The 25722-nt window shown below is 43.4% G+C and carries 16 protein-coding genes; 8 read left to right on the top strand and 8 right to left on the bottom strand.

All coding sequences use genetic code 11. The annotated features are described in order from the left end of the window. Positions 1–11 precede the first annotated feature (11 nt). The 3 genes from D0A37_RS11120 (at position 12) to D0A37_RS11110 (ending at position 8429) form a co-directional block, all read left to right on the top strand. Positions 12–5375: a glycosyltransferase gene (locus D0A37_RS11120; protein ID WP_242724087.1), complete on the top strand. Its 5364-nt coding sequence runs from the start codon at positions 12–14 to the stop codon at positions 5373–5375. A gap of 26 nt (positions 5376–5401) precedes the next feature. Then, positions 5402–7054 (top strand): class I SAM-dependent methyltransferase, encoded by a 1653-nt coding sequence (locus D0A37_RS11115; RefSeq protein WP_242724086.1) that lies wholly within the window; start codon positions 5402–5404, stop codon positions 7052–7054. 94 nt (positions 7055–7148) lie between these two features. Beyond that, positions 7149–8429 carry a glycosyltransferase family 4 protein gene (locus D0A37_RS11110; RefSeq protein ID WP_242724084.1) on the top strand — a complete coding sequence of 427 codons (1281 nt, stop codon included), beginning with the start codon at positions 7149–7151 and terminating at the stop codon, positions 8427–8429. A gap of 387 nt (positions 8430–8816) precedes the next feature. On the opposite strand, the gene D0A37_RS11105 is transcribed toward D0A37_RS11110, so the two are convergent. Then, entirely contained in the window at positions 8817–10361 is a 1545-nt protein-coding gene (locus D0A37_RS11105) for a hybrid sensor histidine kinase/response regulator (RefSeq protein ID WP_242724082.1), read from the bottom strand. Continuing rightward, positions 10351–16287, bottom strand: a complete 5937-nt coding sequence (locus tag D0A37_RS11100; protein ID WP_242724080.1) for a hybrid sensor histidine kinase/response regulator — start codon at positions 16285–16287, stop codon at positions 10351–10353. Before D0A37_RS11100 ends, D0A37_RS11105 begins: the two co-directional genes overlap by 11 nt. 828 nt (positions 16288–17115) lie before the next feature. Here D0A37_RS11100 and D0A37_RS11095 point away from each other — a divergent pair. Then, entirely contained in the window at positions 17116–17751 is a 636-nt protein-coding gene (locus tag D0A37_RS11095; RefSeq protein WP_242724079.1) for a DUF1802 family protein, read from the top strand. On the opposite strand, the gene D0A37_RS11090 is transcribed toward D0A37_RS11095, so the two are convergent. The 4 genes from D0A37_RS11090 to D0A37_RS11075 all read right to left on the bottom strand — a co-directional run bounded on the left by D0A37_RS11090 (position 17738) and on the right by D0A37_RS11075 (position 20439). Continuing rightward, positions 17738–18388, bottom strand: a complete 651-nt coding sequence (locus D0A37_RS11090) for an ABC transporter permease (RefSeq protein ID WP_242724078.1) — start codon at positions 18386–18388, stop codon at positions 17738–17740. The genes D0A37_RS11095 and D0A37_RS11090 overlap by 14 nt on opposite strands. Positions 18389–18421: 33 nt before the next feature. After that, complete coding sequence (locus D0A37_RS11085; protein WP_242724076.1) at positions 18422–18883, bottom strand: DUF29 domain-containing protein; 462 nt, start codon at positions 18881–18883, stop codon at positions 18422–18424. A gap of 52 nt (positions 18884–18935) precedes the next feature. After that, positions 18936–19691, bottom strand: a complete 756-nt coding sequence (locus tag D0A37_RS11080) for an ATP-binding cassette domain-containing protein (RefSeq protein ID WP_242724071.1) — start codon at positions 19689–19691, stop codon at positions 18936–18938. A gap of 190 nt (positions 19692–19881) precedes the next feature. Next, positions 19882–20439 (bottom strand): NUDIX hydrolase, encoded by a 558-nt coding sequence (locus tag D0A37_RS11075; RefSeq protein WP_242724070.1) that lies wholly within the window; start codon positions 20437–20439, stop codon positions 19882–19884. A 252-nt stretch (positions 20440–20691) separates the two neighbouring features. Here D0A37_RS11075 and D0A37_RS11070 point away from each other — a divergent pair, with 252 nt between their 5' ends. Next, positions 20692–20964, top strand: a complete 273-nt coding sequence (locus D0A37_RS11070; protein WP_242724068.1) for a hypothetical protein — start codon at positions 20692–20694, stop codon at positions 20962–20964. 440 nt (positions 20965–21404) lie between these two features. Here D0A37_RS11070 and D0A37_RS11065 read toward each other — a convergent pair whose 3' ends face one another. After that, a complete protein-coding gene (locus tag D0A37_RS11065) occupies positions 21405–21836 on the bottom strand; it encodes a hypothetical protein (RefSeq protein ID WP_242724066.1) in 432 nt (143 codons plus the stop codon). 508 nt (positions 21837–22344) lie between these two features. Between D0A37_RS11065 and era the strand changes: the two genes are divergently transcribed. Then, complete coding sequence (era, locus tag D0A37_RS11060) at positions 22345–23256, top strand: GTPase Era (protein ID WP_242725475.1); 912 nt, start codon at positions 22345–22347, stop codon at positions 23254–23256. Between the two features lie 183 nt (positions 23257–23439). After that, complete coding sequence (locus D0A37_RS11055; RefSeq protein WP_242724064.1) at positions 23440–24990, top strand: ATP-binding protein; 1551 nt, start codon at positions 23440–23442, stop codon at positions 24988–24990. Positions 24991–25056: 66 nt separating this feature from the next. Here D0A37_RS11055 and D0A37_RS28975 read toward each other — a convergent pair whose 3' ends face one another. Beyond that, positions 25057–25179: a hypothetical protein gene (locus tag D0A37_RS28975; protein WP_278187185.1), complete on the bottom strand. Its 123-nt coding sequence runs from the start codon at positions 25177–25179 to the stop codon at positions 25057–25059. Positions 25180–25359: 180 nt separating this feature from the next. Between D0A37_RS28975 and D0A37_RS11050 the strand changes: the two genes are divergently transcribed. After that, positions 25360–25710 (top strand): CU044_2847 family protein, encoded by a 351-nt coding sequence (locus tag D0A37_RS11050; protein WP_242724062.1) that lies wholly within the window; start codon positions 25360–25362, stop codon positions 25708–25710. The last annotated feature ends 12 nt before the right edge of the window (positions 25711–25722 follow it).

The following is a 25722-nucleotide window of genomic DNA, read 5'->3' as shown; positions in this document are numbered from 1 at the left end:
GGAGATAAATTGTGAGTACAAATGACAGCAAACCGTCGGTTTTTATTGTTACCGGAATGCACCGTTCCGGTACGTCTTTAACAGCTTCTTTGTTTCAGAAAGTCGGGGTTGATATTGGCAAAAAGTTAGTGGGCCCGGCTGACGGAAATGTGAAAGGTCATTTCGAGAATGTTGATTTTGTGGAGTTGCACAAAAGTGTTTTGCGATCGCAGGGTATTGATGAACTCGGATGTACGTTTGAAAAAACGATTCCGGTAGCAGCGGAATACGTGGAAATCGCCAAACGCGCGATCGAGCAAAATCAACAAACTCACAAGCATTGGGGTTGGAAAGACCCCCGAACAGCTCTTTTTTGGGATTTTTGGCTGAATTTACTCCCCGAAGCTAATTTTATCTGTGTTTATCGATCGCCCTGGGAAGTAGTCGATTCCCTTTACCGCCGGGGAACCGATGTCAGCTTGCTGCAAAATCCCGAAATGGCAGTAAAAATGTGGATTCACTACAATCAAAAAGTTTTAGAACTTTACGAACGTTTTCCTCATCGCTGTCTGCTAGCCAACGTTTACCCCATCGGGAACACTCCTGAACTTTTCCTCGATCGAGTCAACGAAAAATTTAACGTTAACTTAGGTGCGATACCGGGCGACAATTTTGAAGAATCTTTATTAGTCAATGATAGTGTCAAAAGTCACAGACCAAGTTTAATAGAAAAATATTTTCCCGAAGCATTAGAACTATATGAACTTTTGGAAACCCAAGCTGGCAATCTGAGCAGCGAATCGAAAGATGCGATCGATCAAGCTATTCATTTCCCAGCCTCTCCAGTCTGGCCATTTGAAGATTGGCTAAAAATCCGCTTGCTGGAAAAACAGCAAAAAACTAGGTCTTCCGAACTCAAACAGTGGCAAGAACAATTTCACGAGGCCCAGGCGAAAGTGTTGGGCTTGGAAACAGAATTAGGAGCAACTCAAGTACAGCTTGCAGGTAAAGAATCAAATTTTCAAGAAGCTTTAGCAAAACTCCTCGGATTAGAAACAGAATTAGGACAAACTCAGGTACAGCTTGCAGGCAAAGAATCACAATTTCAAGAAGCTTTAAAAAAAGTATTAGAATTAGAAGCAGAATTAGGGCAAACTCAGGTACAGCTTGCAGGTAAAGAATCAAATTTTCAAGAAGCGTTAGCGAAACTCCTGGGATTAGAAACAGAATTAGGACAAACTCAGGTACAGCTTGCAGGCAAAGAATCGCAATTTCAAGAAGCTTTAGCGAAAGTATTAGAATTAGAAGCCGAATTAGGGCAAACTCAGGTACAATTTGAAGAAACAGAATTTGTATTGCAGCAAAAGTTAGCTGAGTTACTTCAGTTAGAAACAGCCCAAAGTCAAACTCAGGAAAAATTAAAGGATACTCAGGAAAATTTAGAACAAGCCCGCCAGGAAAATGAAATTTTTCGGGCAGAACTTGCTACAATCAAGTCTTCTAGATGGTGGCAAGTGAGAGAAAAATTGTGGGAAGTTCAGCGCAAAATCCGCGACTTGTTCCCTAAATTTATTTTTTCGTTAGACCAACCCACTACTTGGCAAGTTTCCGATTCCCACCTGCTAATTGTGGGCTGGGTTTTTCACAAAAAAAGAGAGACTACAGCAGTCCGGGCCAGAATTAAAGACCAGAGTTTCGCAGGCGTTTACGGCATAGATAGAAGTGATATAGCGCTAGCACACTCTAATATTCCGGCTGCGAAGAAATCAGGTTTTACAATTCAATTGGAAGCGCCTGCCGGACGGCACGAAGTGCTACTGGAAGCGCAAGATGATCAAGGTAAATGGCATCTTTTGGCAGCTTATCCGTTGTTAGTTTCAACGATTCAAGCATCGTTAGATGTACCGGTGCTGTGGGAACAGCGTCAGGGTCAAATTTTGTTTGCAGGTTGGTGCTGCCACCACGATCGCAAAATTGCTAAATTAAGCTTGTTGTGTGGCGATACTTCTGTAGAATGCGCCTACGGTTTGCGGCGAAAAGATGTCGGCGAAGTGTTTCCCGACTGGGTTAACAGTTCGGAAAGCGGTTTTGAGGCCCTTGTCGATTTGCCTCCGGGCGAATGGCACGTTTCTCTGCAAGCTGAGTTAGAAACCGGGGAAATTTTGTCTTTTCAAGCGCCGAAAAAATTGACTGTGCGGCGCTACCATATTTGGCAGCGAAGTGCTGATAAATTTGAGGAGTTATCAAGGTTTACAGTCGCAATCCAGCAGCGGGCGAGGGAAAGAAAACAGCGTCTGGGCAGGATTGTGCCGATGCCTTGGGAAATTGTGAAAGTGCTCCGCCAGTTGGGGAAGATTTACCGGCAGCAAAAACAGTTTACTGCGCCGGGAGATTTGCTGCCACCTGCGGGTTTTGTCGTGCCTAAACCTATTGATAGATATGACGCTTGGCTGGAGGTGAATCAATGGAACGATCGCGCGCGCGATTACTTGATTTCTCGCTTAAAGTCCTGCGGGGAACCGCTACCAAAAATTTCGGTGGTGATGCCAGTTTACAATCCGCAGATAGATTTTCTCAAAAGTGCGATCGACAGCGTAATCAATCAAGTTTATTTCAACTGGGAACTCTGCATTGCCGACGATTGTAGCACCGATGTCACTGTTGCTGACACTTTGAAAAACTGGGTTCAAAAGGACGATCGTATCCGCATCACATTTCGTACAGAAAACGGCAACATCAGCGCAGCAACTAACAGCGCCGCCGCCCTCGCAACAGGCGACATCATCCTGTTTTTAGACAACGACGACGAACTCACTCCCGACGCATTAGGCGAAGTCGCCCTATATTTTGCCTCGCATCCCGACACCGATTTTCTCTATTCCGACGACGACAAAATCGACACTAAAGGTCGCCGCTTCGCCCCGCAATTCAAACCGGAATGGTCGCCGGAACTGCTGCTTTCCTATATGTATCTCGGTCATTTGTGCGCCGTGAGAAGACACATTTTTGAACAAATAGGCGGTTTGCGGATAGGTCTTGAAGGTTCGCAAGATTACGATTTTGCATTGAGAGCTACCGAAATTTCTCGCCACGTCGCGCACCTGCCATTAGTGCTGTATCACTGGCGAACCGCACCCGGTTCTACAGCCATATCTGGGGCCGCGAAACCCGCCAGTTTTGCCGCAGGTCAAAAAGCCATTCAAGACGCACTCAACCGCCGCCAAATTAACGGCAATGTCGCTCAGCACGCATGGGCAACTAAAGAAAATTTGGGCATATTTTCCCAGGATTTCCCGGATAATGGCCCATCAGTAACGGTAATTATTCCTACTAAAAATCAGCTTCAATTGCTGAAAGCCTGTCTGGATTCTCTAGAAACTACAACATATAAAAATTATCAAGTTGCCGTCATCGACAACGAAAGCGACGACCCTAAAACTCTGGAATATTTAAAGCAATTAACTTGCCAAGTTTTGCATATAAAAAATCCTGGTGGCAAATTTAGTTTTGCAGCAATTAACAACCGCGCTGCCGAACAAGTTGATAGCGAATATGTGTTGTTTTTGAACAACGATACTGAAGTAATTAACCCGCGCTGGCTGAGTCAGATGGTGGGATACGCTCAAATCCCTGGCGTGGGTGCCGTCGGTGCGAGGCTGTTATATCCCGACGGCCGAATTCAGCACGCGGGCGTAATTCACGGGCTGCATCATGGTTTGGCGGGTCACGCTTTTAAGCTGATGAACAGCGACAATCGAGGCTATCTTTCTCAAGCGATGGTAACGCGAAATTACTCTGCGGTAACAGCCGCTTGCACGATTACTCCGCGTCAATTGTTCTTAGAATTAGGCGGTTTTGATGAAGAGAATTTTGCGGTTGCTTACAATGATGCAGATTACGGATACCGACTGTTAGAACGGGGTTATCGGTGCGTATATTGTCCTGATGCGGAGTTGTTGCACAAAGAGGGAACTTCTAGGGGTTTTACCGACAATCCTCAAGAAGTGGCGGCTTTTAGACGCAAGTATGCGGGGAAAAATGACAGTTTTTACAGTCCTCACTTGTCTTTAGAAGATGAGTATTTTCATATTCAACCTCGACGGGTTTTTATGAAGGAAGAAGGAAGTTCGGCAACGAACACTGTACAAGATGTAACTGATATAGATGTAACGGATGTCAGGAATAAGGAAGAATTAGAATTGGCTGAGTGTGGTTTGTTATCAGTAGCAAACAGTTCTATCCATCCTATCAAAGTTTTGATGTGCAGCAATTCGCTGGATTTCACTGGGGCGCCGCTGCATCAGTACGAAATCGCGGTGAAATTGGCGGCTGAGGGTGTGATTAAGCCGATCGTACTTTGCACAACAGAGGGGCCTCTGCGTCAAGCTTACGAACAGCAGGGAATTGAAGTAATTGTGCGCGATAATCCTCTCGAACACATCTATCAGCGCGATGCTTATGATCAAGCCATTCGCAGTTTTAGCACAGAAATTGCAAGTTTAAAAGTAGATACCATTTATGCCAATACTTTAGAAAACTTTTTTGTAGTTGATGCGGCGCGCGAAATCGGAATTCCTGTGGTGTGGAACGTGCACGAAAGCGAACCTTGGCAAACTTATTTTAACAGGTTTGGTTCTGAGATTGCGTCGAGAGCTTTAGAGTGTTTTCGCTTTCCTTACAAGGTAATTTTTGTAGCGGACGCAACGCGGGATAGGTATTTGTCTCTCAACAGCCACCACAATTTTACCGTGATTCACAACGGCTTAGATTTGAGCAAACTGGAAAATTCGGAGGATTCTGAATTGGCTAGAAAAAGTTTAGGTGTTGCAGCGGAAGATGTGGTAATTTTGCTGCTGGGAACGGTATGCGAACGCAAAGGACAGCAGGATTTAGTTAAAGCACTTTCAGTTTTGCCTGACAAATGGCACAATAAAATTAGGTGTTTTATTGTGGGCGATCGCCCGAGTATTTACAGCAATAAATTAGCCGAGTTGGTGGAAGAATTGCCCGAAGAGTTGCGGCAAAGGGTGACAGTAGTCCCGGAAACTGGGGAGACAGGGAAATATTACAAAGCGGCTGATGTTTTTGTTTGCACTTCTCGCGTCGAAAGTTTTCCGAGAGTGATTTTGGAGGCGATGGCTTGCGATTTGCCAATTATTACAACGCCTGTTTTTGGAATTAGAGAACAAGTGCGCCCAGGAATTAATGGTTTATTTTATACGCCCGATCGTCCCGAAGAACTAGCGGCATCACTGCATACTTTATTGGACGATAAATCTTTGCGCCAGCGGTTAGCAGAAAATGCTAAATATGTGTTAGAGTCGTTGAATACTTTTGCAGAAATGACTCAAACTTACGGTCAAATTTTTCGAGAAGCTTATTTTACTAAAAAGTAACCTTTCAAGATTCAATGGGGAAAAGTATGGAGTCCAATTCTGAGCCTAGGGAAGAGAACAGCTCCAATGAATTAACAGCTAAAAATTACTGGGAGACTAACCCAACAGCCGCCATTGGGAAGCAAGGTTACTGGTTGTCTAATCCAATTATTGAAAAAGCTATAAACCAGCGGTTGTCAGGTGGTCAGGCTCATGATTACTGGCTACAGTGGTTAGTCAAAAATTATTTCAAAGATCGACGGTTCGATCGTCTTTTGTCTATTGGTTGCGGTGTGGGGAATCACGAGATCGCGATGGCTAAATTAGGATTAGTCACTCAGATTGATGCGTTTGACTTTTCTGAAAGTTCTTTAGAAATTGCTAGAAAAGATGCCGCAGCAGCGGGAGTAGAGATTAATTTTTATCAAGATGACTTTAATTTGTTTACGATTGATGATAATAAAAAATACGATCTCGTTTTTTGCTCGGGTTCGCTGCACCACGTCAGAGAACTAGAACGATGTTTATCAAGTGTTCGGAAATGTTTAAAACCAGATGGATATTTTATTGTAAATGAATACATAGGAGATTGCTACAATATATACAATCAAAATCAAATGAATTTGATTAATGGCATTTACAAATGTTTTCACTACACGCTAAGATCGGGAACAAGTGAAATATTTACGAGTCCAAGTATTGAGAGAGTATTGGCGAAAGACCCTTCAGAAGCAGTCCGGTCAAAGCTGATACTTCCGTTTTTAGAATTCTACTTTGATGTGGAAGTCTTGAATCCAGCCGGTGGGGGGTTGCTTCACGAACTTTACCCTTTGTTAGATCACTATCAACTTTCAGACGGAGAGCCCAAGAGTGAAACGATCGTCAAGTTATTGCTTGAGATTGAAAAAATCTTAATGGCTGTACCCGGAGGACTATCAAGCGATTTTTGTTTGTGTATTCTGAGACAAAAAAAACCAAAAACAATGGAAATAATACCGCCTAAAATAGACTACGAAGAAGCTTGGGATAGCTACGCCCAAGAATGGAAAGACAATAATCCTGAACTCGCTTATTTGGGGGATGAATGGATAGGGAAAGGTGCCGGTGCGGCTAACTCGCTATCAGAATATGAATCCTTGATAGAACAGCAATTTATTGCACCGTACATCAAAAAAGAACATAGGGTTTTAGAAATTGGTATCGGCGGCGGAAAAACAGGTTCGCTGTTGCTGAAATATTGCGATCAACTAATTTGTGCCGACATTTCCAGTCAAATGCTGCAAGCCGCCCGATCGCGCTTGGGGAGCGATCGCGTTTCTTACGTCAAACTCGACGGTTTAACATTAGACAGCATCGCCCCGTCCTCAGCCGATGCCTGCTTTTGTTACGATACAATGGTACACATAGAGCCGGTAGACATATTCAACTACCTAACTCAAATCCCCAAACTACTGCGCGGCGATCGAATTTGCGTCTTTCACCACGGCAATATTCTCAGCGAATTAGGGTGGCAAAAATTCGCCAGCGAGTGGGACAAAAACCTGCTGGGACGCAGAGACGGCACAGCATTTTCAGTTATGACTGATACAATTATGGAAAAATTTCTCACTCATTTAAACTATGAAATCCTCCTGAAAAATACATCTTCAGTACCGCGAGATTGCGTGTGGATATGCAAAGCACCAACCCCCAATGAATAAAACCAAAGCTTTTTAGCCGAACCTAAATATTTTATCCAACTAACAACAGTCAACAGTCAACAGTCAACAGTCAACAGACAACAGACAACAGACAATGAAAGCATTATTTCTCCATCCCAACTTCCCCGCCCAATACCGCCACATTATCACGGCTTTAGGCGCAGATCCCAAAAATCAAATTGTTTTCGGCACTAAAAACGAGCGCCCAGAGTGGAACATTCCCGGCGTTCGCAAAGCAGCATTTACCCCCAGCCGAGAACCCCACGCGCAGACTCACCAATACGTCCGCCCTTTAGAAAGTGCCGTTATCTACGGACAAGCCGTATTTAGAATGGCAGAACAACTCAAAGCAGACGGTTTCGTACCCGATATTATCTGCGGACATTCCGGTTGGGGGCCAACATTATTTGTCAAAGAAGCTTTTCCAAATACGCCGCTTTTGTGTTATTTCGAGTGGTTTTATCATGCTGTTGGTTCCGACGCAGATTTTGACCCAGCGGAACCTTTAACAGTGGATGACATGGCTCGAATTAGAGTTAAAAATGCGCCGATTTTGATTGATTTATACTCTTGCGATTGGGGTTTGTCGCCCACTTATTGGCAGCGATCGCAATTTCCGCCAGAATTACAACAAAAATTATCAACACTCCACGACGGCGTAGATACCGATTACTTCAAACCCGACCCCGGTGCTAAGCTGGTTTTGCCTAACTTAGACTTGTCTGGCGTTGATGAAATTGTCACCTACGTATCGCGGGGAATGGAACCTTACCGAGGTTTTCCCGAATTCATTGAGTCGATCGCCTATGTGCAAGAACGCCGCCCCAACTGTCACGTCGTAATCGTTGGTTCCGAAAGAGTTTGTTACGGGCGTTCTTTACCCAACGGCGAGTCTTACAAAGACTATATGCTCAAAAAAGTCCCCCTAGATTTGTCGCGAGTTCACTTTGTCGGGCCCCTACCTTACGGACTGTATTTAAAAGTAATTCAAGCATCCGACGTACACGTTTATTTGACCAGACCTTTCGTGTTATCTTGGTCGATGATTGAATCTCTCTCAACCGGATGTTTAGTAATCGGTTCCGACACCGGGCCAGTCAGAGAAGTTATCCGCGACGGAGAAAACGGTTTGCTAGTCGATTACTTCTCACCGAAACAAGTAGCCGATCGCATTGATGAAGTTTTAGACCATCCTACCCGCATGGCAGAAATTCGCATCAAAGCCCGTCAAACTGCCCTAGAACGCTACAGTTTAGCTAAAATGCTGCCACAACATTTACAACTGATCGAGCAAGTAGCAAATCGTTCCATGCCCCCTACAGTTGGTATGGAACCAGAACGGGAATTAGCAGCATCTTTTGCAGTGAGAATTTAGCAATAAAGTTGGTAAGCACTAAACCCCTGGTCATAAGCTCTCCTGTGTGGCTACACCGCACAGGAGTATCCACCCACGAGACGATAAACATCGGAACATCTCGACGTTTTAGTTCCCCAATTAAATAATTTGACAGATCTGAAGTTTTGGTTCAGTTGTATTTAATTGGGTAGCTAAAAAATCCTGATGACGGTCTTAAGTGATTAGGATTGCAGTCTCCTAAATTTACGCACACCTACCCTCTGCTTGGTCAGCTTTGAGAATAGCGATATTTTATAGATTTGTGCACGGGCTGCAAGAAAATATGGACGTATTTATTGGGTATCAAGCCCGTTTGGGATTTATTTGGGCTTAAAATTTGTTTAAGTCTCGTTAAGTTAAAATCAACTAAGAAATACCCAAAGCTGTTTCCGACCTCGTAATTAAATTATTAGCAAAATTTTTCTGGTGAATGGGAATATCAATAATAAAGATTGCCCCCTGATTAGGAGCTGAAATACAATTGAGCTGGCCCCCGTGTTTATCCACTACAATCTGATGGGAAATTGACAGCCCAATACCAGTGCCCTTCCCGATAGGTTTAGTAGTAAAAAATGGCTCAAATAGGCGTTGGCTAATGTCTTCCGTCATCCCAGGCCCATTATCCTTAATCTGGATTAACACCCGATTAGATTCCGTGACTTCCGTGCGAATGAAAATTTTAGAAGGATTAGCTTTCATTTCACTTAACGATCGCGTCGTATTATAATCATCTAGGGCATCAATAGCATTAGCAACAAGATTCATAAACACCTGGTTAAGCTGACCCGCATAACACTCTACTAGAGGCAGATTGCCGAATTCTTTGACCACCTCAATCGCAAGTCGATCGCCCCTTCCTTTAACACGGTTATGCAAAATTAACAGAGTGCTATCAATACCCTGGTGAATATCCACTGGTTTCATCTCAGATTCATCCAATCGCGAGAAGATTCGCAGCGACTGAACAATTTCCCGAATCCGGTCTACACCTACCTTCATTGAACTCAGCAATTTAGGTAAGTCTTCAACCAAAAAATCTAGTTCTATTTCGTCTATTTTATTTTCAATTTTTTGCCCAGCAGCAGGGAATTCTTGGTGATAAATATTGACTAGCTCAATCAGATTTTTGGTATAATCATGGGCATAAGAAAGATTCCCATAAATGAAATTAACGGGATTATTGATTTCATGGGCTACACCTGCCACAAGCTGACCTAGAGAAGACATTTTTTCGCTCTGCACAAGTTTAGTCTGCGTGATTTGCAGTTCTCGAAAAGCCTTTTCTAAAGATTGAGCTTGGGCTCGCAAGAGAGCTTCCGATTGTTGCAATCCCGCCTCTGCTTGCAGACGCTCTTGAATCTCCTGTTTGAGCAATTGATTGGATTTGAAAAGTTCAGCCGTCCTTTCCTCAACTCGCCTTTCCAACTCCGATGCCAGCTTCAAGAGCAAGGATTCAGCATTGACACGCTGTTCAATTTCTGCTTCCAAGCACACATTTTTTTCTAAGAGTTTCTTCGACAGGTTGCGGAGCTTCATGTGGACATTAACGCGAGCTAAAACTTCTTCATGCTGAAGAGGCTTAGTGATATAATCCACTGCACCAAGACTCAAACCTTTAACCTTATCCACGGTATCAGCCAGAGCCGTCATAAAAATTACCGGAAGGTCTCTCGTTAAATCATTTGCTTTCAAACGACGGCAAGTTTCAAACCCATCTATTCCCGGCATAAGCACATCCAACAGGATCAGATCGGGCGCAGCATATTCGACCTTCTGGATAGCACTTTGCCCATCTCTAGCTACCAATACTTTAAAGCCAAAATCCGCCAAGAAATCGAACAGGACACCTAAATTAGTGGGGGTGTCATCTACAATTAAAATGGTGCTTTGTTCGGGAAGTTCACTCTTCATTTGTTGTCGTCCTATATTGTTTAATAAACTCTAGGATTTGTTGTTCTTCAAATCCTTTCGCTAACTGGCGCAGATGGGTAGCAAAGGGTACCCATTGCTCATTAAGTTGTTCAAGTTTTGCAGCTTGCTCCGCAATACCTCGGAGATCGCCCATCAGCGCTAGATCGAATAGAACCGCGATTTCGTGAGCGGGGGGAGCTACCATTTCCGAACTTAGAGATTTTTTTTCTCCTTCTCCTTTCCTAACGTCTTCCAAATTTTCTTCATAAATCCATTCTAACCCTAAATGAGTACGTAATTTTTCTAAAAGCTCCTCGATTCGTATGGGTTTCGGAATAAAATCATTGCAACCTGCCTCGGCACTTTGTTGTCGATCAAAATCAAAAACGCTAGCAGAAGTAGCAATCACCACTAACTTAGTCTGACCTAATGATTTGCGAAGCCGGCGCGTTGCTTCTAAGCCACTCATTACTGGCATCATCAAGTCCATTAAAATACAGTCTGGTTTAAACTCGACCACCTTGTTTAAACAGTCCTGACCCTCCGTTGCTTCCAGAATTTCAAATCCTAACGGCTGAAGTATTCCTACGATGATCGAGCGATTCTGCCACTTATCGTCAGCTATGAGAACTTTTCGCTTTTCGCCTTTGAAACCAACGATTGTGTGGGCATTCGCTTTGGCTGCATTAGTCGCCCATTCCGATACCTCTGGCAAATCTAAATCGAAGAAGAAAATGCTCCCTTGTCCTAATGTACTCTTCACCTTTATTTCACCGCCCATCATCTGGACTAATTGGCGGCTAATTGCCAGTCCCAACCCGGTTCCTTCAACCTTGCGGTTGGCATCCCCTACTTGGTGAAAAGGCAAAAATATATCTTGCAATTGCTCTGGTGCCATCCCAACTCCGGTATCTTCCACTTGAAACCGAATCTTGCCATCCTGATATCCTACTTTGAATGCCACTCCGCCTTTTTCGGTAAACTTAATCGCATTGCCTAGTAAGTTGATTAAAACTTGCCTCAACCGTTTTTCATCACCCTGGACGGCAATAGGTAGTTGGGTAATTGGCTCGTAAATGAGGGAGATTCCCTTTTGTTCTGCCCGAATATTGCAAATTTCAGCGATACCTTCCAAAAATTCAGAAAAATGGAAATTACTCCGGTGGATTTCCATTTTTCTGGCTTCGATTTTAGAGAGGTCTAAAATATCGTTAATCAGGGTTAAGAGGTGATCGCCGCACTGACTAATGACGTTCAGACTATCTTTTTGCTGCTCAGCCAAGTTTTTTTGTCGTTTGAGGATTTGCGTGTAACCCAAAATGCCATTGAGTGGCGTTCGGAGCTCGTGGCTCATATTAGCAAGAAACTCACTCTTGGCAGAGTTGGCAGCTTTCGCTAATTCTTCTGCTTTTTGTAAATGGATATTTTTTTCTTGTAACTGTTGCGTTCTTTCTACCACCTTCGCTTCTAAAGTAGCGTTTGCTGCTTCCAAATCGTTATAAAGACGGGCATTTTCAATCGAAATAGCTGCTTGAGAAGATAAAACTTGTAAAACTGCTAAACGATCGGGAGTAAAAGCACCAGTTGTGAGATTATTTTCTAAGTAAAGAATCCCAGTAAGTTTTCCTTGATGGACGATGGGAGTACATAATACTGACTTCGGTTTTTGGTTGACGATATAAGTATCCGCCGTGAAGGTTCCCTCACAACTCGCATCGTTTAATACAACATTTTCCTGAGTTCTGGCAACATAGTTAATCAAAGATATGGGTAGTTGCTGACTGTTTTCAACTGGTATTGTTTGCAGCACTTCTACATCGCTATCTACGGTTCCATAGGCTTCTATTAGTAGATTTCCAGCTTTCTCTAAAATGAAAATGCCACTTTGAGCGCCCGCATTCTCGATCGCAATTTTCATCAATTTCGCCAACAGCTTACTCAGTACAATTTCACCAGAAAGAGCTTGGGATGCTTTGATCACAGTAGCTAAATCTAGAGATCCTGCACTTCCTCCACTCGTCGAGGTAGTGAGCATCGGAACCGGGCTACCTTGACTTTCTGGCTTGGCTATCCGGGAAAATATTTGAGGATATCTGGCTTCCAAATCTTTGACTATAGCTTTAGCTCCCCAGCGAATATATCCGTAGTGAGCATCTGTTAAATAAATCCGAGCAATTTTATGTTTCCCAAACGAAAAATAAAATTCTCCTGCTAATTCGTTGGCTAATGCTTCTTCTTGGATATATCCCTGTTCTTTGGCTCCCGCTATAGCGCGATCGTAATAATCGCTCGCTTCTAAAGGTTGTCCCAAAATCCGCGCTTTTTCTGCTTCTACTAACTCATACTTGTGCTGAAAATTGCACGGCGCATGGAACGCCCAAGTCTTCATTCTTTCTTGGTTAGCTGCTACTACACTTAGATATTTTTCTTTCTTTTTGGGCGAGGCTTTTGGATACAGTGCTAGGAGGGAAAGAGAATGGTAGAAGTTGTCGATACTCATGTGGATTAATCCTGCACCCATGCTGGCGTATTTTAATGCTAAATCAGCAATCATCAGTGTTTGATTAAACTCTTTAAATAAATAAGATAGCATCATTTTGCCGGCATAATAGGCATAGAGCAAAGTCCCATTGTTAGAAGCTATAATTCCTGGCAGTAGTTCTTCTTCATTAAAGCTTGCACCTAGTAAATGGGATTTGTCTGAGTTTTTGTCCAGTAAATTGTCAACTATTTGCTGGTGAACTTTCACAAATAAAGTATCATATTCTTGTTTGAGCTGAATGGTCATAGCAACATATTTTGCCTGTTCTTGTTCAAGTTTTTGTAGATCTCCTCCGCTAAAAAATAAGTGATTGCAATAATTTGCTATACTGTGACAAGCATATTCTATATCTCCAGTTTCTATACCACTTTGAATGGCCTCAACCAAAGATTCTAGGGTTGCCTTAAGCGGATCTTTCCAAAACCTTGCCAGACAATTAAATATACAAATTATTTTTGATTTAAGGGTAACTGCGTTGAATTTTTCTAGTAAATCAATAGCTAACTTGCCAAATCGATATCCAGAATCTATGTCTCCTAATCCTCCACAGAGTAACACTCCATACCAAACATAAGCAAAAGCAGATTCAGGCGAATTCCCATACTTAATAGACAAGGCTATTTTTGTATAAAGAATTCGCGGAAACATCGCAGGATTTACAATAAAAGCTGGTGTTATAATAAGATTTAATATTCGCATAGCTGCGAGTTTATCGGGAGCTGTCATTGTCGGCAAGTTAGCTAAATCATCCACTATCAGTTCTTGAGGTGGTTCTTGCTCTAAGCTAATTCCGAACATTTCCAGAACGGCGAGTCCATTATCTATAGCTGATATTCTCCGATTTTGAGACATCTCTAATTGAATTCTAAGTTCGTAAACCTTGCCTTTTTCCAGAAGAGTTTTCGCTTGTTTCAAGCTCGTCTCAGACAACTGTTGCGATCGCTCAAAGTTAGTGTTTATATATTCAGTTTCTGCTGCTTCCAGATGGAGGTTTAATGTCAAATCATATTGACTCTCCCAACAATCCTCCGGCAGTAGTCCTAAACCCACATTCAAATATTTGACAGCCGACTCATAAGCTGTGGCAGCTTTGGCTTTCTGTCCGGCGATCAGATTCAGTTCTGCCAACTCATATCTTTCCCACTCCAAAGTGATTAAATCCGTTCCATAATTTAGTTGGTTAACCAGTGCAAATATATTTTCTTTTCGTTCTTCAGGGGTGGTGGAATTCAGCAGTAGTTGACCAATTTTTCGGTGAGTTTCTTTTTTCTGATCGTCGGGTATCAGAGAATAAGACGCCTGTTGCACTCGGTCATGCAAAAACTTGTAGGTGACATTAAACTGCTCCGTTGAGTTTTCTGTAGATATTTCCGAGTCAAATAGCAGGGGGATTTTGTAGGAATTATTTAGTGGCAGAACGAAACCAGCTTGTAGCGCTTCCCATAAATCCCTTGCCGTCTCTGACTGAGATTTTTTATTAGCAATTGCCAAAACGTCTAAACTAAATTTATCTCCTATACAGGCAGCTAATTTTAAGACATTCTGCGTCTGGGACGATAGCTTTTGAATTTGGCTGACCATCAATTCGACGACATTATCGCTGATATCTATGCCTTCAAGCAGTTGGATATCCCACTGCCAACAAACTTGATTGAAATCAAAGGATAAAAGTTGGTCGTGATAAAGGGATTTGAGCAGTTGAGTTAAGAAGAAGGGATTTCCCTGGGTTTTATTAAAAACTAACTCAGCTAGGGGTAAAACTTCGGAAATGTGACTACGAAGAGTTTCGCTCACTAATTGGTTAACATGAGAGAGCTCTAAAGATTGGAGGATAATATTATTTACTGTTGCCCTGGTATTTTGAATTTGCTCTAAGGTATAAATTAAGGGATGAGTGGCACTGACTTCATTATCTCGATAAGCCCCAATTAATAGCAGATATTTACTATCTGGATCAGTCATAATTAGCTGGATAAGCTTGAGGGAAGCCGAATCTGCCCACTGCAAGTCATCCAAAAATATCACTAGGGGGTGTTCGGGTTTACTAAACACCTGTATAAATTTTTGAAACACTCGATTAAATCGGTTTTGAGATTCAGTGGGCCCCAAAGTCGGAACCGCCGGCTGTGGATCAATAATCTTTTCTACTTCGGGAATAACCTCAATAATAATTGACCCATTGGCACCAAGTGCTTCGAGAATTTTAGCTTTCCAAATTGCTATTTGAGCCGAATTTTCAGTGAGCAGTTGCCGCATCAATCCTTGAAATGCTTGAATTAAAGCAGCATAAGGAATATTCCGCTTAAATTGGTCAAATTTACCGGAAATAAAATACCCTCGTGCTCCGACTATAGGTTTATCAACCTCGTTAACTAAGGAAGATTTGCCGATACCTGAATAACCAGAAACTAGCATCATTTCCGTTGTCCCACCACTGACGCGAGTGAAGGCTTCTAGCAAACTAGCAACTTCTATTTCCCGTCCATAGAGTTTTTGCGGAATCAGAAATTGGCTGTAGGAATCTAGTTGACCGATAATAAAGTGGGAAATCTCTCCGGAAGAAAGCATCTCCTGGCAGGTTTCCAGGTCAGCTTTTAGTCCGAAAGCACTTTGATATCTCTCTTCAGCGGTTTTAGATAATAATTTCATTACAATTTCCGAAACTGTATCCGGGATTTCTGGATTCAGCTTTTTAGGTGGTATTGGTGCTTTAGCTATATGGCAATGAACAAACTCCAGGGGGTCTTTTGCGGAAAAAGGTAGCTTACCCGTCAGCATTTCATAAAAGGTAATACCGAGTGAGTAAAAGTCGGTGCGGTAGTCCACGGAGCGGTTCATTCGGCCGGTTTGTTCCGGCGAGATATAAGCAAGAGTTCCTTCTAACAAGTTGGGATTTGTGACAGTTTGATTTTCTCGCTCTAAGAGAGAAGCAATGCTAAAGTCAATAATTTTTACTTCCTTTGTCTCTGGGTCAATTAGGATATTTTGGGGTTTAATGTCTTTATGGATAACCTTACTGTGATGAATTTCTCCTAGAGTTTTTGCCAACTGAATTCCGATTTTTAGAAAGGCGTTTATGGCCAAGGGTTGATTCTTAAGAAAATCTTTCAAAGATTGACCGCTAAAATTTTCTACTATCAGCGCTAAGCCGTTATGATAGTTTTCTAAAGCTATGGGTTTGACTATTCCTTGACTGTCTAAATATCGGAGTATTTTATGTTCGTGTCTTAATCTGGAAATTTCTTCTATTGTGGGATGCTCAGCTTTGAAGGTTTTGATAATTGCTGAGGTTCTATCAATATCTTTGGTGCCGCGATAAATAATAGTATTGACACTTTCGTAAATAGCTTCGCTCAGGTTGTAACCGAAAATAGTAATGCTCATGTGCGTAATTTCACTAATAAGAAATTGAAGAGCAGGCGGTATTTCAGTAGGGATACTGATATTTGTGACAGAACCGAATTAAAAAACAATTTTCAATGCACTATAAATAAGTATAATTTAAGCTTTTTGAAGAATATTTAAATTTTAACAAATCTAAATATGCTTGTTTGGTACTTAATAGGCGAGAATCTTTAAATTTTATTAAGTATTTAAGTAAACTCTTGAAAAAATTAACGGCAAAATTGCTGAATATATCGGTGTGATAGTAGAAGATAGCTGGGACACAGAAGAGAGGATTATTTTATAGTTATAGTAATAAAGAACACAGCAGTTTGCCCACGATGTAGTTCAAGCAATTATTTTCTTTATCAAAAGAAGGTACTCCTGACTATACAGGACTACCTTATTTTAAGATGAAAAAATGGCTGTACTTGCTTGAAAGTACCGATTTTTGTTATTCTTGTTAAAACTCAACTAAATTCCTGTCAGGAACCTTAGCCTAAAGGCATAAGGCTTGAAAGAGAAATCTAGAAAGCCATCCTGACCAGCCTAAGTCCTTCGCGGACTACGTTTTTTGAGTCACGACACCTTGGGATGCGTAGCTAGTCCCCTGCTCTGTCGCTTAGAGTTAAACAATCTTAAGGTCACTGAAATAGTGCTTTCAGCCTAACAAGCTCACTAAACATTGGCGAAGCTAACTTTACTCCGAAAGGAGAACGGGACAACCATATCCCGACGGAGGGGCAACCATACCTCTCCGCCCCGGAAGGGGATTCAAATTAATGTAAAGCCGTCCTAAAAGGACGGGGTTTCAAACCCAATTTTCCGATGAAATCAACTACTAGGGCGCTGAAAGAATGGAATGTAGCAGTTAAGGCTTTGGAACAAGGTCAAACGATTGTGCTGTTGCGGAAGGGGGGAATTCGCGAGCAAGCAGGACAGTTCAATGTCACTGACAAACAGGTTTTGCTGTATCCAACTTTTGAACACCAACAGCCGGGTTTATTAAAGCCGGAGTTTGCACATCACGTCAAGACTGTCGAATCTGGTTGGCATCCTGAAGTTATTAGAATTAGCAGTTGGGCGGAGATTACTGATGTTTTTTTGGTAGCTTGGGAACCGGCAATTACTGCGCTATTTTCGTACCATATTTGGAATGAAAGTTTTGTCAGCGATCGCCTAAAATGGAAACAAACTCAGCCAATTTATATTTTATTGCTGCGGGCTTATCGCCTTGCAGAAATCCGCGAAATCCCCTACACTCCTGCATACGGTGGCTGCCGTTCTTGGATCGATTTGGCGGATGCTATTTCGCTGGAGGGGAGCCAAGCTGTTTTGAGCGATCGCGAGTACATTGAACGCTCAAATGAAATCCGCAATCTGATAGCGCATCCTGCGAATGCTTCTGGTTCGCAGAGAGTGACAACGCTGACGGAAAGTAGCCAGGATTTTACTCCTCATTAAGAGTTTTTAAGGTACTTTTCGAGAGGCGCGCTTCTACCCAACCCAGCCCAAAATCCGCAGCTAAGGCCATTAAAGCCGCCGGAATTGCCCCAGCCAAAAGTAACTGATTGTTGACGGTAGCAACGCCACGAAAAATAAACACCCCCAAGCCCCCCGCGCCAATTGCAGCGGCGATTGTAGCAAGTCCGATCGCAATTACTGCGGCAACTCGCACGCCCGCCAGAATCACGCCCAGTGCCAGGGGAATTTCCACTTGCCATAACAGTTGCATATCAGTCATTCCCATACCTCTTCCGGCTTCTGTAATCGCTGGATCGACCCCGACAATACCAGTATAAGTATTGCGGATAATTGGCAGTAAAGAATACAGAGTGAGGGCGATAATTGCCGTGCGATCGCCTATTCCACCCAATACCGGCACCGGGATTAGCAAGCCAAACAAAGCTAAACTGGGAATTGTTTGCATAATATTAGCAAATCCCAAAATTGGCATTTTCAATTTTGGTTTTCTGGTGACTAAAATTCCGAGGGGAATCCCCACACTAATAGCGATAAAAATTGCAACAGTTACTAAATATAAGTGTTCACTTGCGCGCTGAACTATCTGGGCGCCATAGCGGTTGATAAAAATTATCATTGGGTAATTGGTTATTGCTGATTGCTGTCAACCTTATAAATCATTTTCTATTTCAGGACTTGGTTCACCAGGATAGAAGCGAGAGTCCAGAATTTCCTCAAAGCTATAAAGGCAATTTTGAGGAAATGTTTTGAGAGGTAAATCGGTTTCTCCTACTGCCAAATCTCTACCGTTTTGATAAGCTTCTTGGAAAGCTTCTTGCAAGTAAGGTTTCAGACTTGGGTTCTCCTGTATGAGTCTCTGAGTGTCCCGTCGCTGCACTCGAATTGTAGACAGCCAGCTACGACTGCGCTGCTGGGGCTGATATTGCCACTTCAGCAAATGTCCCAGCAAAATACTCAAACGATTTCTAAGTTCTTGACGTTCCTGTTTGCCCAAAGATTCAATCTCCTCAATTAAATTTGGCAAGTCAAGTTGGCTCCACTCACACTTGCGAAGTAACTTGGCTTGTTCTTGCGTCCAAGCATAGAAGTCGGTCTCGTAAAGACTGTGCATCGTTTGATTATCAGCTTAGTTACTAAAACTATATTATCAAATTTTTGCTAAATTATTCAAATTTAGCTACTTGCAAACATTCAAGAAATGCGCGAGCTTCTGGATGCTGAGATTTCATAAAATCATCGGGCGATGCCAATTCAATCAACCGTCCATCTTGCATCAAACCTATTCTAGAAGCTAACAAAAAAGCTTCTTGAATGCCGTGAGTCACAAAAATCACAGTTTTGCCGAGTTGCTGCTGCAATTGACCGAATTCTCGCTGCAATTCCAGACGAGTAATGGGGTCTAAAGCACCAAACGGTTCGTCCATTAACAATATCGGAGGGTCAGCCGCCAGTGCTCTAGCGACGCCTACCCGCTGCCGCTGTCCGCCGGATAACTGATGGGGATAGCGTTTGGCGAAGTGCTGGGGGTCGAGGTTGACTAATTCTAACAGTTGGCGGACGCGAGATTGAATGCGATCGCCCTCCCAACCTTCCAATTTCGGCACTAAACCGATGTTTTGCTCGACGGTAAAATGGGGAAACAAACCGATTTCTTGAATCACATAGCCAATTTTTCGGCGCAGTTGAATTGGGTTCCACTGAGTTGTCGGTTTTCCCATGACCAGAACTTCGCCGCTGCTTGGCGTTAGTAAATTGTTAATCAGTTTCATGGTAGTAGTTTTGCCACTACCGCTGCGTCCCAGCAATACTAAAACTTCTCCTTGCAGCACTTTGAAATTGAGTTTGTCTACTAAATGCCTGCGGTTGAGGCGATATGTAACGTCGAGGCATTCGACAGCAACTTCATTATTGACAGGCATGATTAGTGTCGGTGATGTTGGTTTTCAGAAATTTTAGAACTTACACACAAGGGGCTATAAACCAGGTTCTTTCCTATATAATTTGCTGCCTAACCCAAGATTTGTCATAGAAACCAGGTTGATGAGCGTAAGTCCTAAAATTCAAATCAGCGAGCATCGGGGGACAATTCCCAATTCTAAAATCTCAAATCTAAACTCTAAAATCGACTTGATTTTGCCATTCTAGCAGTAATGCTCGACATTGGAGGCAAGTTAATTTTTTAAGCAAGTCGCGAATTCCATCGGGGGTGACAGGATATTCAGCACCGATAAGTTGGGGGTTTACTGTTGCTGTAGGCTGCAATTCTGCAACAAAACCGTAGAGTTTTTGATTGGAGAATGAGCTGTTTATTGCCCAGCCAATGGTGTTGATCGGTTCGATGCGGGCGATCGCACTTTCTATCACGCCTAGTTCCCTCTTGATTATAGCTGGAACTGCCGCTGCTGCCGTGGCTTGGGCTGGTACACGACCGCCGGGAAAATCCAGGGTTGCTTCTGCTACGCCGGGGCGGTACATCGGTGGGGGAAACAGCAATTTGTCAGCTTGAATGGTCAAGATTACAACTGAATCTGCTCTTTCTACTCGCCAATATTCTACTGTTTTTCCTTCGGTTGTTTCGAGATGTTCGGCGATTAGTTTTACCCAATGAGAGTTGATTTCTACAAAGCGGTCTAGAGTTTTCCAGTGGGATTTTGGAGTTGGGTTCATGTCGGAATTTTTGAAATAAATCAGATGTTGTTTGCTATGGTAGGCGATGGTTGCCGAACTCAACAATAAAGTCTCGACCTTTTCAGCTTTGAGCCAGTTTTTTCCTCTCGATTGTAAATTTTTGCTACAACCTTACACATTCGCCTAGATAATTCCGTAACATAGACTACATAATCAAAGTTTATCTGCGCCTTCGGTCTGCGTTGTTTCAGCCGCGCCCTGGTGCAGACTCTTAGCTAGACAGGAGTAGTTATGCAACTGCAAACAGATATTCGTAGTTGGTCATCCCAACCAACGCCAGGAAGCTTCGCCAGTGTCTGCGACTGGGAAAAATTTGGCTGCGCCGTACCTGCCCCAAAATTGGCTCCCTCTATGTGGGTTAAATTGTTCAATCCGCCAACCGCATTCAGCTTTGACGAAGCGTGGTTGTTGTGTGAACTTTCGGAAGAACAGTGGCTAGCTTGGATTCCTGATTACGGGGAAATTTTACTGAATACCCATGAATTTTGCGCTACTAAATCGTGAATTACGCAGACAAACTTTCATAAACCAGGTGTTAAAATCTATATCCCTCGGGTTCCACGAGATTTTTTGGAAAAAAGCTGGTTTCTGCGTAATTATGTCGTTTGCAGTGAGGAATGCAAGTCCTCACACTTTGATAAGGACTTGCATTCCTCACTACAAACCTCTTATATGAGCTTGTTCCAGCCGCTCTCATATAAGTCCTAATAGATATTAATTGAAATTTCGCCAACAAAAAGAGCAATAGAAAACCTATTGCTCTTTTTGTTCAAAAACACTCTCTAGTTTTTATCTGTAGATAGCGGAACTTATATCAAGTGGTGTCGATTGACCCCAATATCGCTGCGGTGAGGGGTTTACTGTACCGATGCTTGCATTGGAGATATTGGTGAACCCGCCGTTACAGCAATTACGGTCAATTTAGCCGTCATGATATTGCTGGTTTATTTGCAAACTGCACGGTTATTTACGTTTCTAACAATCGTGCCTACTCTGCCATTAATCCGAACCGGGTTCTTAGTGCTGGCTCGAATCAAGAGAGGCTGTTTGGCGAGACATTCTCTGATTGATGCTGCCCAGGCGGTGAGAGCTCCGGTGTATTCTGTACGACCCGCTGGGGCGGTAAACTGATCGGTAATTAGGAAATCCGAGGTGATGCTAGTGTCAGTACCAACATTGGTAATAATGGGAAGGTCAAAGGCTCTGGGCAAGGTTCTGTCCTGTATTCTGCCTGGTAGCAACTGGTAGTTCATGGAGCCACCCTTGTAGTCAAACTCTGCTTGAGGGCTTGTAGTAGGGCTTGTTTGAGCCAACGCAGGAACAGGCAGGCTAGCTACCAAAACGGTGCAAAAACTCCAAAATAATTTCGATTTCATCTGATTCATCTCCTCAACTTTATGACGATTAGCACTAATTAGGTAGGCTCTAAAAACAGTAGCTTTTATGAAAAAAGCGCCTCATGAAATTGAGCTTTTGAGTTTGAGTTTAACCTACCTAATTTATTACCAAACATTCTCAAAAATGTTATAACTGGTTTGCCTGACAAACTGTAGAATAGTTTCAGTTGAGTTAGACATTTACACATCTGAAGTTGTTACAGCATTTGGGAGTCGGTTTTACCAGAATGATTCATTTTTGAGCGATGTCATTGGAACTTTATCAAATTTTGTCTCAGATATCAAGTTTTGCCGATCGCGTATCACGTTTTAACACTGGTTTGCGGCTCGATCGAGCTTTGACTGTTGCAAGGTATACCAAAGCGAGAAAGATGCTAGAGTGCACCAATGGGCGTTTGAGTATTTTCAGGCGACAATAGACAGAGAAGGGGCTTGAAAATAGGTGATTTTAGTGGAAGATAGTAAATTTATCGACGTATCGGACATCATGGGTGTTCCCGTGGCTCCGGCGGGTTACAAATCGGGCTTTGTGGGTATTGTCGGACGCCCGAATGTCGGAAAATCAACGCTGATGAATCAGTTGGTGGGGCAGAAAATTGCAATTACTTCGCCGGTGTCTCAGACGACGCGCAACAGGCTACGGGGCATCCTGACGACACCTGAAGCACAAATTATTTTTGTAGATACTCCCGGAATTCACAAGCCACATCACCAATTGGGCAAGGTTTTGGTGCAGAATGCCCGCACAGCGATTCAGTCGGTGGATGTGGTGCTGTTTGTGGTGGATGGTTCGGTGGAATCGGGAGGGGGCGATCGATATATTGTCGAAATTCTCAGCAATTGCAAAGTTCCGGTGATTTTGGGGATGAATAAGTTGGACGAACAACCGGAGGATTCCGTGTTGATCGATCGAACTTACGAGCAAATTGTCAATCCTGAGTGGCCTGTAGTGAAGTTTTCGGCTCTCACGGGCGAGGGTGTCGAGCCACTGCAACAATTGTTAATCGAACATTTGGACGTTGGGCCTTATTATTATCCGCCAGATTTGGTGACTGACCAGCCGGAACGTTTTATTATGGGCGAGTTGATTCGGGAACAGATTTTGCTGCTGACGCGGGAAGAAGTGCCGCATTCCGTAGCAATCGCGATCGACATAGTTCAAGAAGAAGCGAAAATTACTAGGATTCTAGCGACAATTCACGTCGAACGAGATTCCCAAAAAGGCATTTTAATCGGTAAAAGTGGCAGTATGCTCAAGTCGATCGGCAGTGCGGCCCGGGAACAGATTCAAAAGTTAATTGAAGGCAAAGTGTATTTGGAATTATTTGTTAAGGTGCAGCCGAAGTGGCGGCAGTCGCGCACTCGTTTGGCGGAATTGGGCTATCGGGTAGAAGAGTAAAACTTTGGCAGTTGGCAGTTGGGGTTCTTCCGTTCTATGCAATCAAGAATCGAGCACGACTTTCGCTCTGAGAGAGTTTCATCGGGGCCCGAGAGTCGATACAAACCCCCGCTTAACAACTAGAACGCCTTTCCAACAACAGTACACTAAACTGAGAGCAGCCCCATTCGCCCCAGTTGACCTATGCCGCGTTGGTTCAATACTGCTGGCCCCTGCCAAGAAGACATTCATTACGCACTGTCGCCCACGGTACGCTTACCAAGCTTAGAACGGTTAATCGCTCAACGCAACTATTTCGTCATCCATGCACCCCGGCAAGTGGGAAAAACCACCGCTATGCTGGCGTTAGCCAAACAACTCACTGAAAGCGGACAATACACCGCCGTGATGCTGTCAGTTGAAGTGGGCGCACCCTTCAGTCAAGACATTGCGGGTGCAGAAGAGGCTATTTTGGGGGCTTGGCGAGATAACAGTTCCGTCCGTCTCCCACTCGAACTGCAACCGCCTGACTGGACAGCGATGCAATCGGGACAGAAAATTCGGGCTGCTTTACAAGCTTGGGCACAAGTTTCATCTCGTCCTTTGGTGGTTTTCATCGATGAAATTGACGCACTACAAGACCAAGCTTTGATTTCTATTCTGCGCCAGTTACGCGATGGTTATCCCAATCGCCCGAAAGCGTTTCCGCAATCGGTGGGTTTAATTGGTTTGCGGGATGTTCGCGATTACAAAGTGGCGGCGGGGGGAAGCGATCGACTCAATACATCCAGTCCGTTTAATATTAAAGTGCGATCGATTACTCTCAGAGATTTTAATGCCTCAGAAGTCGCGGAACTCTACGCGCAACATACCCAAGATACCGGACAAGTTTTTACACCTGAAGCCGTAGCGTTAGCTTTTGAACTGACTCAGGGACAACCTTGGTTGGTGAATGCTTTAGCTAAGGAAATTGTAGAAGAATTAGTTACCGATGAATCTATAGAAATTACACCACAACATATTTTTGAAGCCAAAGAAATTATCATAAAACGACAAGATACGCATTTAGATAGTTTGGCAGAACGACTGCGAGAAAACCGAGTCAAAGCCATTATCGAGCCGATGCTAGCCGGACGAGAATTGCCAGAATCTTCTAATGACGATCGCCAATACCTCGTAGATTTGGGCTTGCTCAAACGAGATCCAGCCGGGGGTTTAGTCATCGCCAATCCAATTTATCGAGAAGTGTTGCCGCGAGTTTTGGCGCAAGGGCCGCAAGATAGTTTACCGATTATCCGTCCGAGTTGGTTGAACGATCGCGGCGAACTACTACCAGATGCACTCCTGCAAGCGTTTCTCGCGTTTTGGCTGCAACATGGTGACCCGTTACTCAAAAGTGCTTCTTATCCCGAAATTGCCCCGCATTTAGTATTGATGGCGTTTCTGCATCGGGTGATTAATGGTGGGGGAACGTTGGAACGGGAATATGCGATCGGGCGCGACAGAATGGATTTATGTTTGCGTTATGGTGAGGTAACATTGGGAATTGAACTGAAGGTTTGGCGAACTCGGAAAGTCGATCCGTTGAGTAAAGGTTTGGAACAGTTAGATGGGTATTTGGCTCGATTGGGACAAGATGAAGGGTGGTTGGTGATATTCGATCGGCGTGAGAATGCGCTCGAATTAGAAGAACGACTGAATACTGAAATTCATCTGACACCAATGGGGCGAACCGTTACAGTTATTCGTGCGTGAAGAAGTTCTGATAAATGTTTTGGTTCGGGCGATCGCCGAGGGTGTGCGATCGATTCTAAATGCTCTCTAATCTAAAATATAATAAAGATAGCTTTTTTCAGTGCGACGGCTTAAGTGATTGAGTCGAATCGTGCGGCGAACTCGATCGCGGAAAGGAGATTCCGATGGGGAGTAAGAACGGGTTGACATACATCATCAAGCTGCGTTATTATTCGATTATATCCAGTATTGTACCGCAACTGCGATACAATTATAAGTTAGACCGCTTCACAGCACTTATTGAACACCTATGCCATCCATTCTGCTTAGGCATTTAGGCAAATTTCCTACAGTTTTGCTCAATTAATACTTAAGTGATAGTTCAGAGACATGGAGAATTCTACAGAATCTCGAATTGAGAATATCCCCGTTCAACTAGAGAACGGAGTGCTAATTAGAGTTGAAGCCACTCGGATTAGCCCCAGCATCCATGCTGGAATTCCTGGCGAAGAAATAGAATCAGATGTGGGAGCAAAAATTCAATCTCTTAAGGAAGTAACTGATGCAATTGAGGGGATTGCTGGGTCAGTAGTTGAGAGCCTCAAAAAGTTCAATCCTAGTAAATCAACGATTGAATTTGGAGTTGAGTTTGGATATGAATCTGGGCAATTAACTGCCTTAATAGTTAAAGGAACTGCCAAAGCAAATCTCAAGATAACGATGGAGTGGACCAAAGAGTAGTAGATGGAGAGA

The sequence above is a fragment of the Microcoleus vaginatus HSN003 genome (genome assembly GCF_022701255.1).
Lineage (GTDB): Bacteria > Cyanobacteriota > Cyanobacteriia > Cyanobacteriales > Microcoleaceae > Microcoleus > Microcoleus vaginatus_B.
Note: the sequence above shows the minus strand (reverse complement) of the source record. Positions and strands in the feature narration are given on the sequence as shown.

Bases quoted from the DNA above. Each gene is read 5' to 3' on its own strand.
- era (WP_242725475.1), top strand. From the start codon at position 22,345: ATGGGTGTTCCCGTGGCTCCGGCGGGTTACAAATCGGGCTTTGTGGGT.
- D0A37_RS11105 (WP_242724082.1), bottom strand. From the start codon at position 10,361: ATGAAGAGTGAACTTCCCGAACAAAGCACCATTTTAATTGTAGATGAC.
- D0A37_RS28975 (WP_278187185.1), bottom strand. From the start codon at position 25,179: ATGTCAACCCGTTCTTACTCCCCATCGGAATCTCCTTTCCGCGATCGA.
- D0A37_RS11110 (WP_242724084.1), top strand. From the start codon at position 7,149: ATGAAAGCATTATTTCTCCATCCCAACTTCCCCGCCCAATACCGCCAC.
- D0A37_RS11065 (WP_242724066.1), bottom strand. From the start codon at position 21,836: ATGAAATCGAAATTATTTTGGAGTTTTTGCACCGTTTTGGTAGCTAGC.
- D0A37_RS11095 (WP_242724079.1), top strand. From the start codon at position 17,116: ATGAAATCAACTACTAGGGCGCTGAAAGAATGGAATGTAGCAGTTAAG.
- D0A37_RS11085 (WP_242724076.1), bottom strand. From the start codon at position 18,883: ATGCACAGTCTTTACGAGACCGACTTCTATGCTTGGACGCAAGAACAA.
- D0A37_RS11115 (WP_242724086.1), top strand. From the start codon at position 5,402: ATGGAGTCCAATTCTGAGCCTAGGGAAGAGAACAGCTCCAATGAATTA.
- D0A37_RS11080 (WP_242724071.1), bottom strand. From the start codon at position 19,691: ATGCCTGTCAATAATGAAGTTGCTGTCGAATGCCTCGACGTTACATAT.
- D0A37_RS11050 (WP_242724062.1), top strand. From the start codon at position 25,360: ATGGAGAATTCTACAGAATCTCGAATTGAGAATATCCCCGTTCAACTA.
- D0A37_RS11070 (WP_242724068.1), top strand. From the start codon at position 20,692: ATGCAACTGCAAACAGATATTCGTAGTTGGTCATCCCAACCAACGCCA.
- D0A37_RS11100 (WP_242724080.1), bottom strand. From the start codon at position 16,287: ATGAGCATTACTATTTTCGGTTACAACCTGAGCGAAGCTATTTACGAA.
- D0A37_RS11055 (WP_242724064.1), top strand. From the start codon at position 23,440: ATGCCGCGTTGGTTCAATACTGCTGGCCCCTGCCAAGAAGACATTCAT.
- D0A37_RS11075 (WP_242724070.1), bottom strand. From the start codon at position 20,439: ATGAACCCAACTCCAAAATCCCACTGGAAAACTCTAGACCGCTTTGTA.
- D0A37_RS11090 (WP_242724078.1), bottom strand. From the start codon at position 18,388: ATGATAATTTTTATCAACCGCTATGGCGCCCAGATAGTTCAGCGCGCA.